Origin of the sequence: Sphaerotilus montanus, assembly GCF_013410775.1 — a bacterium.
Taxonomy (GTDB): domain Bacteria; phylum Pseudomonadota; class Gammaproteobacteria; order Burkholderiales; family Burkholderiaceae_C; genus Sphaerotilus; species Sphaerotilus montanus.
On sequence record NZ_JACCFH010000001.1, the window covers coordinates 1081220 to 1094264 of the forward strand.

The following is a 13045-nucleotide window of genomic DNA, read 5'->3' on the forward strand; positions in this document are numbered from 1 at the left end:
TCAGAACCGGTGCAACATGCCGACCGAGAGGGCAGATTCCGTCGCGTTGACACCGATGAGCGTGGACGAACCGGTCTGGTGGCGCACGGCGCCGCTCAGCGTGGTTCGGGGCGACAGGCTGTGCGTGGCCCCGAGACGGACAATCGAATTGCTCGAGTGCAGCGCCACGTTCGGGCCCAGACCGTCGGTCTTGGTGCGGGTGAAGCTCAGGTCGGCCGTGGTTTCCGGCGTCAGGCGGCGCGACACCCCGAAGGTGGCGCCGCGTTGCGTGGCATCGCTGGCGAGTCCGATGACGCTGTCCTCGGTCGGTCCGCGCAGGTCTTCCGTGCGGGTCTGGAACACGCGCAGCGTGACCGTGTGGCGCACGCCGATCATGGCCAGCGTGACGTTGGCACCCTGCTGCAACTGGACGGTGCGGGAGAACAGATCCACCGGACCGGTCAGCGTGTTCGGCAGACCCCGCTTGGCGATCAGGTCCTGGACCGCGATCTGGCGCAACGCCGCATCCTGGATGCGGGTCTGCAGGATGGAGTCGACCAGGGTTGCCACGTCGCCACCAGCCTGCAACACGCCCAGGCGGGCCGCATAGGTGGTCGCCTGGCGCACCAGTCCGGCAGAAACGGCCATGAACGGCGAGCGGTGCGTGAAGTTGACGGTCCAGCCATTGCCGAAGAAGCGTTTTTCGAGCAAGGCCTCGAACAGCGTGCGCTCGGTCGGAGCCCAGCGCAGCGAAGCGCCACGCAGCGTTTCGCTGACGTTGTTGGTGGTGTAGCGCGCTGCGTCACGACCGCCCGTCAAGCCGAGGGTCAGCGTCGGATCCGGTGCATAGAGCGCAGACAGGCGTGCCGTCTGCAGCGTCAGGCCACCAGCGGCGCTGTCGCTGTAGTTGGTGTTCTGATAATTCACCTCGCCGCGCAGTCCTGCTGGCTCAGGCCGCAGGTCATAGCGCGCGGTGTGGGTCTGTACCAGCGCATCGGCGCTGTTGGTCAGCGCAGCCGCCGCGGCAGTGCCGCGCCCCTGCGTCCAGACCAGATCACTGCGTGCGGTGATGCGCGACGAAGGCGACAGTTCACGGTCCAGATAGGGACTGATCCGCTCCCGAGTGGTGGTCCCGACGTTGTAGAACGTGGCGCCATCGCTGAGCAGATCGAACGGGGTGGACGACGTGGTATCGGCCCCCAGTTCGGCATCCACGAACAGCAGGCGATCGACGAGGCGGCTGTTGAGCACGACCTGCCCACGCGGCAGGATGCGGTCGGCACGGCTGCGGCCCAGGTACTGCACCATGTCGGCGGCCAGTGTGCCGGTCAGCCGGTAGTCGGGGCCGGTGCCGAGCAGCTGGACCTGGGGCGTGACGGTGAGCACCGTGTCCATGCTGGCAGCGTCTGCAGCCTGCATGCCGACATTGCTGGACATCGTCGCCGTGGCCTTGACCGCAGGGACAACACGCCAGGCTTGCGCCTGGGCGCTGCCGTGCACGGTCCAGCCTGCCAGCAGCAGGACGGCTGCCGACACGCCCGTGCAGACCCTCTCAAGAGGCGTAGTAGTAGCCATAGGCCTCGCCCGCTTTGCCACGTGCCCGATTCAGCACCGACAACACCACCGGGCACTGCTCCACCGCGGCATAGGCCTGCGAGACCTGGGCATGCGTGGTCTTTCCGGCCTCCACCACCATGACCACCTGTCCGACGCGCGAAGCCAGGACGCGGGATTCCGTCGTGGGGATCAGGGGCGGCGCATCAAAGACGACGATGCGGTCCGAGAACTTCGCGGCCAGTTCATCCAGCAGCGCCTCCATCGCGCCACTGGCCAGCAGTTCGGTGGACTGCGCATTGGCCGTGCCCGCAGGAAGGATGCTCAGCTTGGCGACATTGGTCCGCAGCATCACGTCGTGCAGTTCGATGCTCGGCGACTGCAGTACATCCATCAGGCCACGGGCGGGCTCGATCCCGCAGCGGGCCAGCACGGACGGACGCAGCACATCCGCATCCACCAGCAGCACGGACAGATCGACTTCCATCGCGATGCTCATCGCCAGATTGATGGCAAAGAAGGTCTTGCCCTCGCCCGGCATCGCGCTGACCACCTGGATCAGGTTCGGGCGGCTCAGTGTCTGTGCCGATTCGCCACGGGCATTGGCCAGCAGCGGGCGCTTGATGATGCGCATCTGCTCGGCCAGTTGCGAACGGGCCTGGGCGGGCACCAGATAGCCTTCGCGTTCCAGCCGTGCCAGGTCGAGCATCACCTCGCGCGACCGGCGGCCCGACGACGTCAATGCCTCGACCACGCCATTGCGCGCCGCAGCCACCACCGCCGCCGACGAACGGCCGGCAGCGGGCTTGACGGGCGCGATCTTCGTTTCGGCGGCAGCCGCGACGGGCACCGGTGCTTCGACCGGCACGGCCGCGGGGGCCTCGACAGGCACAGGCGACGCAGCAGCGGCGCCCGGAATCTCCGGAACCGGAACATCGAATCCGGCACGTTTGAGTTCTGCTAACCGCTTGGCGGCTTGCTCGATGGTGTTCATCAGGGGGCACCTATTCCTTAACTGGCCGAACGCAAGGAGATCCAGGCCACCCATCCCACATTCGCGAGGACGAACAGACTCATCACACCCGCGAGCTTGAGTCGGTCCTGGCGATCCAGGTCACGGTCCCGCGGGTCATCCACCTTCAGGAGACTGCCCAGCACCGGTCGCTTGGTGAATTCACGCAGCTCCCGTTCGCTGGAGAAGACCGGGTTCAGCAGCGTCTGCGCGTAGGCAGCAGCCACCCCCAGGATCACCGACAGCAGCATCACGCCGATGGCCATCTGGATCCGGCTCGGGAACACCGGCGACGGCAGCACCCGTGGCGGCTCGATCAGACGGAAATCCGCCATCGACGAGGTCTGGTCGATCTTCACGCCCAGCGAAGCAGCCTCGCGGCGCTGCACCAGCTGGTCGTAGTTGCGGCGCATGATCTCGTAGTCCCGGTTGAGCTGGACGAGCTCGGCCTCGGCCTGCGGCACCTTGTTCGCCTGGGCGCGGATCTCTTCAAGGCGAGCCTGCTGGTTGCCCAGCTGGGAGCGCAGTGACGCCACATTGGCTTCTGCATCGGCCAGATTCAGACGCAGCCGCTGGAACACCGGATTGGTGGCCGCGGCCGCCCGACGGGTCGCGCTGCTGGTGCTCTTGAGGGCGTCCATCTCTCGACGGCGCTGGTCTTCCAGCTGCGCAATGATGCGCCGGGTCGTCAGTACATCCGGATGCTCTTCCGTGTAGCGGCGGAGCATCTCGTCCAGTTGGCGCTTCTGGGTCTCGACGCGGCTGTCGAGATCCGGCGTGAGCGAAACGGCGGAGGCCGCGGCCACCGGCAGATTGGGCTCTTCATTGCCGAGTTCACGACGGGTCGCGTCACGCGACTGCTCGGCGGCACTCAGTTGCACGCGCAGGCGGTTGACGTCGTCCGTCAGCGTCTGGATCCGTGCGAAATAGTCCTGGTTCGTGGTCGCGGCCACGCTCATGTTCTTGAGCTTGAAGTCCTTGAGGCGATTTTCCGCCTCGGTCAGCTTGCCCTCGTACTGCTGGATCTGCTCATCGATGAAGCGGCTGGCTTCGGCCGAGTCCTTGCGCTTGGTGTCCAGACCGGACTCCATGAACATGCCGACCAGCACCTCCACCAGCTTGCGGGCGCGCACAGGATCCTGGTCGCGGTAGCTGATGGCGTAGAGGTTGTTGCCGCCTGTCAGCTCGACCTTGATGGACTTCATCAGGGATTCGATCTGGGCATCCAGCTGACCCGGCTCCAGCTTTTCGAGCCCGATGGCCGGGTTATTGACCAGACGCTCGACGTTGGGGCGGGAAATCAGCGTGCGGCCCAGCATGCGGACCTGCTGGTCGATGTCCGGCTGGAAGGCCAGACCGACCATCATGGGACGCAGCACCGTCTGCGTATCCACGTAGACCCGGGCGCGGGCCTCGTGTCGCTCGGGAACGACCCACACGACCAGCGCGCCAGCGAGCGCGACGATCCAGGCCACTGCAACAGCCATCCAGCGATGTTGCCAGACACTGCCAGCCAATATCGCAGCCTGTCGGGTGAATTCATTCATACCGGCTGTCTACCTGTCATTCTTGGGTTCAGGGCTGACCGGCTCTGAGTGACCGATCAGCGGCGTATCAGAGAGCGGTGGAGATCAGAACCAGCTTTGCGGCACGATGATGATGTCACCCGGCTTGACGTCGACGTTCGCCGAGATGTCGCCACGCTTGAGCAGGTCCTTCAGGCGCACGCTGTACTGCTTGCCCGCTTCGGCACCACGCACCAGCACGGCGCCGTTGCCATCAGCGAAGTCGGTCAGACCACCGGCCTGGATCATCACGTCCAGCATCGTCATGTTCTGGCGGAATGCCACGCTCTGCGGCTTGGTGGCCTCGCCAACGATGCGGATCTGGTCATTGAACACTCCCTGGAAGGTTCCGACCACCACGGTCACCACCGGGTCACGGATCACACGAGCCAGCAGCGTCTCGATCTCGCGTGACAGGTCGGCCGGGTTCTTGCCGGCTGCCAGCACGTCTTCGACCAGCGGCGTGGAGATGCGCCCGTCCGGACGCACGGTCACGGTGGACGACAGTTCAGGGTTGCGCCACACCACGACATTCAGGGTATCGAGAGGACCGATCTTGTAGCGGTGGTCCAGCGTTTCCGCCGACCGCGGCGCGGGCGGATACGTGTTGCCGCGCAGCAAACCACACCCTGACAGCGCACCTGCACCGGTGACGCATGCCAAGGCCAAGGCCGCTGCCCGCGAGAAACGGCTCATTTCGATCCTCATGCGAATTCCTCTCAATGGTCTGCAAGCGCACCGCGTTGCAGCAGTCCCGGATGGTACCGCGCGACAACGACAGTTTCTTGCAAAGTTAATTTTTACGCGACATCCATGCACATGCGCCAGCAGCGCCCGCAACCCGGATTCCGCTCAGTGCGCGCCCTCTCTGAACAGCACGACACTGACAGTTTCGATCAGTACCTGCAAATCCAGCAAAAGCGAATTGTTCTTGACGTAGTAAAGGTCAAACTGGTGCTTCTTGCGCGCGTCTTCCAGCGAGGCGCCATAGGCATAACGCACCTGGGCCCAGCCGGTCAGTCCGGGCTTGACCGTGTGGCGGAGGTCATAGAACGGGATCTGCTCGCGCAATTGCGCCACGAAGGAGGGTCGCTCCGGACGCGGACCCACCATGCTCATCTCGCCCTTGAGCACACTGAACAGTTGCGGCAGTTCATCGATCCGGGTCTTGCGGATGAATGCGCCTACACGGGTGATGCGTGAATCGTTCTTCGATGCCCAACGCGCGACACCGTCCTTCTCCGCATCGGTACGCATGCTTCGGAACTTGATGCACATGAAGCCCTGACCACCCAGGCCGACACGCTCCTGGCGATAGAGGATCGGACCGACACTGTCCATCCGGATGGCCAGCGCCGTCAGCAGCATGACCGGCGCACCGAGCAGCAGCAGCATGGAGGAACTGACAATATCGAAGACGCGCTTGGTGAACTCCCGGGCCCGCCCCTGGACGAAACCATCGCCATACACCAGCCAGCTGGCCTTCAGACTGTCAACGGGCACTTCAGCCTTCGTGCGCTCGTAGAAATACGCCAGATCCATGATCGGCACACCACCGATGCGGCACTCCAGCAACTGGTCCATCGGCACACCACCGCCACGCTGCTCGCGCACGGCCACGATGATTTCGCTGATCTTGTGCTCGCGAACCAGATCCACCATGCGCAAACGGGTATCGAATATATGGGCGGCACCGCGCAAGGCACCACGATCAGTCTGCTCCGCAGTAGGGAAGAAACCAACCACATCGTAACCAGCCCAATGACCACCCGCACGCAGATCGGTACAGACCTGCCGCGCATCCGGACCGGTACCGACAATCAGTACCCGGCGCGTTCCAACCATTTGCCGGATACCCCAGGCAGCGCCGCGATAAATGGCAAGGCCGCCCATCAGATAAACCAGAGAATATCCAACCAGACTGCTGGCATATCCATCGTAACGAACATACTTGATGGCCAAGTATGTAATATAGCCACCGATCACGAATGCAAACCCGATGCGCAGGAACATCGGCACTAGGCCCAGATTGCGATGGCGATAGAGCCCGACGAACGAGTACAGCAAGGCCATCACCAGGGCGAAGGAGAACGCCGAGAAGAGAATGACCGGACTGATGACCTGCATCAGGGGACTGACCCCCGGTACGGGGTGTGCTAGCGTGGCAGCGGACAGCAGTGCCGCTATGAAGCAGAGCACCCCGTCAGCGAACAATTCCACGAAGTGCGTTCCCGACGTGCGGTGCTGAAAAACTCTGAACATCCTCTGGCCCCCTAGGCAAACAGGTGAGACACCGCCTCACGCGCATCTCACATCACGAACCGCTTGGATCAACTTCCTGAATTCTCGCCTCAAGACCGAGAGGATCGAGACCAAGGCAACCGTCGATCCCCCGATCAGGTGCCATCTCACCATGATTGTGTGACGTAATAACGGTCAAGTGAAGACTGACACCAACTCTTTAATAAAGCACCGCCTGTGCAGGTGCTCTCGATTCTGACAGCGTCGACCAGATTTGATAAATATAAGAATACCGGAATCAAAAATGGAATAAACGCAGGTGCATCTATCGTGCAATTATCACATTCAGCATTTCAAGCCCACATGCAGCGCAACAACACCGGCAGACAGGTTGTGCACATCCACATGCCCGAAGCCGGCGGACTTCATCATGGCCTTGAGTTCAGCCTGCGGGGGGTGCATGCGAATGGATTCCGCCAGATAGCGGTAGCTATCGGCATCACCGGTCACAAGTTGACCCAGACGCGGCAACACATTGAAGGAGTACCAGTCGTACACCTTGCCAAGGGGAGCCGCGACCTTCGAGAACTCCAGCACCAGCAACTTGCCACCTGGCTTGAGCACGCGGCACATCTCTGCCAGCGCCACGTCCTTGTGGGTCATGTTGCGCAGACCGAAGGCGACGCTGACGATGTCGAACCGCTCGGCAGGAAACGGCAGCTTCTCCGCGTCGCAGATCACCGTCGGCAGCACCAGTCCTTCATCCACCAGTCGGTCGCGTCCGGTGTGCAGCATCGCCTCGTTGATGTCGGTGTGCACCACTCCCCCGGTCGCACCCACCTTGCGCGCAAAGGCACGGCTGAGGTCACCGGTGCCACCGGCGATGTCCAGCACCTGATGCCCTTCACGAGCCCCAGAGACCGCCAGCGTGTAGGCCTTCCAGACGCGGTGCAGCCCCATGGACATGAGGTCGTTCATCACGTCATAACGCGAAGCGACCGAATCGAACACACCACGCACCATCCGGGCCTTCTGGCCTTCATCGACGGTCTTGAAACCGAAATGGGTATCGCTCATGGAGGCTCCCGGTCAGTGGCTGGCACAGGCACTGCCGGCCGCCGGCGCCATCGGAGCATCCCGGTCCACACCCGCCGCGCTCACCCGGTCGAGATAGTCCTGCCAGCAGGCATCCTGGTTCACACCCAGGTCGTAGAGCATCTCCCAGGTGTAGAGTCCGGTGTTGTGGCCATCGTTGAACGACGGCTGCACCGCGTAGTGGCCCACCGGCTCAATGTCGACAATCTCGACCAGACGCTTGCCGGTCTGCAGCACCTCCTGCCCGGGACCATGTCCACGCACCTCCGCCGATGGCGAGTACACCCGCAGCAGTTCGTAGGGCAGACGGAACACGGCACCGTCGCTGAAACCGATTTCCAGCACGCGAGACTGCTGGTGCAGGGTCAGCGCAGTCGGCTGAGGGGTAGACGGGCGCGACATGGGTTGGAATCCTTGGCTGAACGGGCTCTTTTCATCGCGTGCCGCAGCGCATTGCGGCGCTGCAGCATCGTGAATTGTCCGTTAATTTATGTGAAATTATGACGGTACCGACTGCTGGATCTCGTTCTATTTGATGAAGAGATCCTTCAATCGGCACCTGGTGACCAGACCGAGTGGTCAGACCAGCACCCGCTCGATACCGCCCGCGTTGGCACGCTGCACGTAGTCGGGCATCCAGTTCTCTCCGAGGATCTGGCGGGCCATCTCGACGACGATGTAGTCCGCTTCGAGCAGGCCGCTCTTGAGGTCATCGCCATAGCGGGTCAGGCCCTGCAGGCAGCTCGGGCACGAGGTCAGGATCTTCAGGTCGCCCTGCTGCCCCGCCGCGCGCAGCTGCGCCTCGCCCTTGAGGATCTCCTCCTCCTTGCGGAAGCGGATCTGGGTCGAGATGTCCGGCCGGCTCACGCCCAGTGTCCCGGACTCGCCGCAGCAGCGCTTGCTCTCGATGACGTTGTCTCCGAGCAGCGCCTTGACCGTCTTCATCGGATCCTGCAGCTTCATCGGCGTGTGGCAGGGGTCGTGGTAGAGGAACCCGCCCTGCCCCTGCAGCGTGATGCCCTTTTCCAGCAGGTACTCGTGGATGTCGATGATCCGGCAGCCGGGGAAGATCTTGTCGAACTCGTAGCCCTGGAGCTGGTCATAGCAGGTGCCGCACGACACCACCACCGTCTTGATGTCGAGGTAGTTCAGCGTGTTGGCGACCCGGTGGAACAGCACCCGGTTGTCGGTGATGATCTTCTCGGCCTTGTCGAACTGGCCCGAGCCGCGCTGGGGATAGCCGCAGCACAGGTAGCCCGGCGGCAGCACCGTCTGCACGCCCGCGTGCCAGAGCATCGCCTGCGTGGCCAGCCCGACCTGCGAGAACAGCCGCTCCGAGCCGCAGCCCGGGAAATAGAACACCGCTTCCGTCTCGGCGGTCGTCGCCTTCGGGTTGCGGATGATCGGGACGTAGTCCTTGTCCTCGATGTCCAGCAGCGCCCGCGCCGTTTTCTTCGGCAGACCACCCGGCAGCTTCTTGTTGATGAAGTGGATCACCTGTTCCTTGATCGGCGCGGTGCCGACCGAGGACGGCGGGGCAGCGGTCTGCTTCTTCGCCACTGACTTGAACAGGTCGTGGGCGAAGCGCTGCGCCTTCATGCCCACGCCGACCATCGCGCCACGGGCGAGCTTGATCGTCTCGGGGTTGGTGGCGTTGAGCATCAGCATCGCTGCGGCGTTGCCGGGGCGGAAGCTCTTCTGGCCCATCTTGCGCAGCAGGTTGCGCATGTTCATCGACACGTCGCCGAAGTCGATCTTCACCGGGCAGGGGCTGAGGCACTTGTGGCAGACCGTGCAGTGGTCGGCCACGTCCTCGAACTCTTCCCAGTGCTTCAGGCTGATGCCGCGGCGCGTCTGCTCTTCGTAGAGGAAGGCCTCGATCAGCAGCGAAGTCGCCAGGATCTTGTTGCGCGGGCTGTAGAGCAGGTTCGCGCGCGGCACGTGCGTGGCGCACACCGGCTTGCACTTGCCGCAGCGCAGGCAGTCCTTGATCGACGCGGCGATGTCGCCGATGTCGCTCTGCTGCATGATCAGCGACTCGTGCGTCATCAGGCCGAAGCTCGGCGTGTAGGCCTCGCTCAGGTCGGCCGAGCGGGTGTCGGCGCCGAGGTCGGTCTGCCGGTCCTTCTGGCGCAGCAGCTTGCCCTTGTTGAAGCGGCCTTCCGGGTCGACCTTGGCCTTGTAGGTCGCGAAGTTCTTCAGCTCGTCGTCGGTCAGGAATTCGAGCTTGGTGATGCCGATGCCGTGTTCGCCCGAGATCACGCCGTCGAGCGAGCGCGCCAGCACCATGATCCGCGCCACGGCCTCGTGCGCCGTCTGCAGCATCTCGTAGTTGTCGCTGTTGACGGGGATGTTGGTGTGGACGTTGCCGTCCCCGGCGTGCATGTGCAGCGCGACCCAGACCCGTCCGCGCAGCACTTCCTGGTGGATGCGCCGCATCTCGTCGATGACCGGGATGAAGGCCGCGCCGGTGAAGACCTGCTGCAGCGGCTTGAGGATCTGCGTCTTCCACGAGGCGCGCAGGCTGCGGTCCTGCAACTGGTCGAAGAAGCTGCGGCCGGCGCTCGCCGCATCGTGCTGCACCACATCCAGACCGGTTTTCCAGCCCGACCACAGCATGCGCACCTCGCGCAGCAGGCCCAGCGCCTGCGCCACCCGGTCGCCCAGCAGCTCGGCGCTCGGGATGTCGTTGGCGTCGTCGGTCTTGCCCAGCGGCAGGTTGCCGGTGGTGAACAGGGCTTCGAGGCGGTCGACCAGCGCGAGCTTGTTGCGCAGGGAGAGTTCGATGTTGATGCGCTCGATGCCCAGCGTGTACTCGCCCATGCGCTCCAGCGGAATCACCACGTCCTCGTTCACCTTGAACGCGTTGGTGTGCTTGGAGATCGCCGCCGTGCGCTTGCGGTCGAGCCAGAACTTCTTGCGCGCATCGGCGCTGATGGCCACGAAGCCTTCGCCCGAGCGGGCGTTGGCCAGACGGATGACCTCGCTGGTGGCCCGCGCCACGGCGTCCGCGTCATCGCCGACGATGTCGCCCACCAGCACCATCTTGGGCAGACCGCCGCGCTTGCTCTTGGTCGCGTAGCCGACCGCCTTCAGGTAGCGGTCGTCCAGATGCTCCAGCCCGGCCAGGATCGCGCCGCCCGGCTTCTTCATCTCGTCGAACATGAAGTTCTTGATCTCGACGATCGAGGGCACGCACTGGATCGGGTTGCCGAAGAACTCCAGGCAGACGGTGCGCACGTGGTCGGGCATGCGGTGGACGACCCAGCGCGCCGAGGTGATCAGGCCGTCGCAGCCTTCCTTCTGGATGCCGGGCAGGCCGGCCAGGAACTTGTCGGTGACGTCCTTGCCGAGCCCTTCCTTGCGGAAGGTGCGGCCCGGAATGTCGAGGCGTTCGGTGCGCTCCAGCGTCTTGCCGGTCGCGTCGTAGTAATTCAGCTCGAAACTGGCGGTCTCGATGTCGTGGATCTTGCCCAGGTTGTGGTTCAGGCGGATCACTTCGAGCCACTTGGCCTCGGGTGTCACCATCTTCCACGAGGCGAGGTTGTCCAGCGCGGTGCCCCAGAGCACGGCCTTCTTGCCACCCGCGTTCATCGCGATGTTGCCGCCGATACAGCTCGCCTCGGCCGACGTGGGATCGACCGCGAAGACGAAGCCGCCCCGCTCGGCCGCATCCGACACGCGCTGCGTCACCACGCCCGCGCCGGTCCAGACCGTCGCCACCTTGTGCGGCACGCCCGGCAGGTCGACCATCTCGACCTCGGTCATCTGCTCCAGCTTCTCGGTGTTGATGACCGCGCTCTTCCACGTCAGCGGCACGGCGCCGCCGGTGTAGCCCGTGCCACCGCCACGCGGGATGATCGTCAGGCCCAGCTCGACGCAGCCCGCCACCAGCGCGGCCATCTCGGCCTCGGTGTCCGGGGTCAGCACGACAAACGGGTACTCGACGCGCCAGTCGGTTGCGTCCGTGACGTGCGAGACGCGGCTCAGACCGTCGAACTTCAGGTTGTCCTTGCGGGTGTGGCGACCCAGCACCTTCTTCGTGCGCTGGCGCAGGTCGTGGACCATGCGGAAACGCTCGCCGAAGCGCTCGACCGCACCGCGCGCCGACTTCAGCAATTCGCCAACGAGTTCGTCGCGACCGGCATCGTTGCCCGGATCGCGGCGCTTCTCGACTTCGCCGAGGCGGTGGTGCAGCGCGTCGATCAGCAGCTGGCGCCGCTTCGGGTTGTCGATCAGGTCGTCTTCGAGGTAGGGATTGCGCTGCACGACCCAGATGTCGCCCAGCACCTCGTAGAGCATGCGCGCGGAGCGGCCGGTGCGGCGCTCGCCGCGCAGGCGGTCGAGCAGTTCCCAGGCCCGTGCGCCCAGCAGACGGATCACGATCTCGCGGTCCGAAAACGAGGTGTAGTTGTACGGAATCTCGCGCAGGCGAGCTTCGGCGTGCGCCGGGTCCAGGGGGGTACCGGGCATTTGAAGGATCGGATTCAGGGGAAGCGGTGCGTTCATGTGGCCGCAGAAGCAGCAGCACGCGGGGGGCGCGCAGAGCCCGCAATGCTACCGCAGCGGCCATTTCAGCCCCCGTACAAGTGCTTTGGCCCGTTGACAAGTGTTGTTTGTACCAAACCGCTTCCCCTGACACGGCGCAACGCCACAGTCCGCCCGAATGCTGCAGACTGCAGACTTCGCCTGCGCTGGAGTGCCACGATGAGCCCGAACCGTACACTGCCGAACGACGTCGATGCAGAGCCACCGATCCCGGCCATGGTCGTGGTCACGCCCTGGCCCTACCCGACCTGGATCGCCCACCGCGGCGCCGGCCGGCTCGCGCCCGAGAACACGCTGGCCGCCTTCCGTGCCGGCGCGGCACTGGGCTGGCGGGCCTTCGAATGCGACGTCAAGCTGAGCGCGGACGGCGTGCCCTTCCTGCTGCACGACGACACGCTGGAGCGCACCACCGACGCGGCCGGCAGCGCCGGGAATCTGAACTGGGCCGATCTCGCACGGCTGGATGCCGGCGGCTGGCACGGCCGCCTGTACGCGGGCGAGCCGCCGTGCAGCCTGGACGCCATCGCCGCGTTCTGCCTGCGCAATGGGCACCTGCTCAATCTGGAACTCAAGCCGGTCCCCGGTGACGAGGAGCGGACCGGTCAGGTCGTCGCCCAGGCGGTCCGGCAACGCTGGGGTGAAGCGGTGCGGGACGGACTGAGTGCCTGGCCCCTGCTCAGTTCCTTCGAGCCACGCGCGCTGGCCGCCGCCCGCGAGGCGGTGCCGGAGTTGCCGCGCGCGCTGCTGCTGGACCGACTGGCCCCCGACTGCTTCGACATCGCCGAGCGGCTGGACTGCGTCGCGGTGATCCTGGAGGAGTCGCTGGTCCACGCAGACCTTGTGCGCACGCTGCACCACGACGGGCTGCGGGTACTCGCCTACACGGTCAACGACGCTGGGCGGGCCGATCTGCTGCTCGATCTGGGTCTGGACGGGCTCATCACGGACGCGGTCGACACCTTCGTTCCAGGCCCCTGACTGCGGGGATCCGGCCCCCTGAAGCCCGGGCTCAAGGCGGACCAGCCTGACGCCGATATCGACGACATCCGCG

Annotated in this window: 9 protein-coding genes; 1 reads left to right on the plus strand and 8 read right to left on the minus strand. The window is 64.6% G+C overall.

The features are described from left to right. From BDD16_RS04815 to BDD16_RS04850, 8 genes are all read right to left on the minus strand, one after another. Positions 1-1515 (minus strand): TIGR03016 family PEP-CTERM system-associated outer membrane protein, encoded by a 1515-nt coding sequence (locus tag BDD16_RS04815; RefSeq protein WP_179632897.1) that lies wholly within the window; start codon positions 1513-1515, stop codon positions 1-3. Positions 1516-1531: 16 nt separating this feature from the next. Beyond that, a complete protein-coding gene (locus tag BDD16_RS04820; RefSeq protein ID WP_179632898.1) occupies positions 1532-2527 on the minus strand; it encodes an XrtA-associated tyrosine autokinase in 996 nt (331 codons plus the stop codon). Between the two features lie 17 nt (positions 2528-2544). Further along, complete coding sequence (locus BDD16_RS04825; protein WP_257645026.1) at positions 2545-4092, minus strand: XrtA system polysaccharide chain length determinant; 1548 nt, start codon at positions 4090-4092, stop codon at positions 2545-2547. 84 nt (positions 4093-4176) lie between these two features. Continuing rightward, positions 4177-4818 carry an XrtA/PEP-CTERM system exopolysaccharide export protein gene (locus tag BDD16_RS04830; protein ID WP_179632900.1) on the minus strand — a complete coding sequence of 214 codons (642 nt, stop codon included), beginning with the start codon at positions 4816-4818 and terminating at the stop codon, positions 4177-4179. A 144-nt stretch (positions 4819-4962) separates the two neighbouring features. After that, a complete protein-coding gene (locus tag BDD16_RS04835; protein ID WP_310732865.1) occupies positions 4963-6330 on the minus strand; it encodes a TIGR03013 family XrtA/PEP-CTERM system glycosyltransferase in 1368 nt (455 codons plus the stop codon). Between the two features lie 366 nt (positions 6331-6696). Next, complete coding sequence (ubiE, locus tag BDD16_RS04840) at positions 6697-7428, minus strand: bifunctional demethylmenaquinone methyltransferase/2-methoxy-6-polyprenyl-1,4-benzoquinol methylase UbiE (RefSeq protein ID WP_179632902.1); 732 nt, start codon at positions 7426-7428, stop codon at positions 6697-6699. Between the two features lie 12 nt (positions 7429-7440). Beyond that, positions 7441-7848, minus strand: a complete 408-nt coding sequence (locus tag BDD16_RS04845) for a gamma-butyrobetaine hydroxylase family protein (RefSeq protein ID WP_179632903.1) — start codon at positions 7846-7848, stop codon at positions 7441-7443. Between the two features lie 177 nt (positions 7849-8025). Next, a complete protein-coding gene (locus tag BDD16_RS04850) occupies positions 8026-11955 on the minus strand; it encodes a DUF3683 domain-containing protein (protein ID WP_179632904.1) in 3930 nt (1309 codons plus the stop codon). 255 nt (positions 11956-12210) lie between these two features. Between BDD16_RS04850 and ugpQ the strand changes: the two genes are divergently transcribed. Beyond that, on the plus strand, positions 12211-12972 hold the full coding sequence (ugpQ, locus tag BDD16_RS04855) for a glycerophosphodiester phosphodiesterase (RefSeq protein ID WP_179636001.1): 762 nt from the start codon (positions 12211-12213) through the stop codon (positions 12970-12972). The last annotated feature ends 73 nt before the right edge of the window (positions 12973-13045 follow it).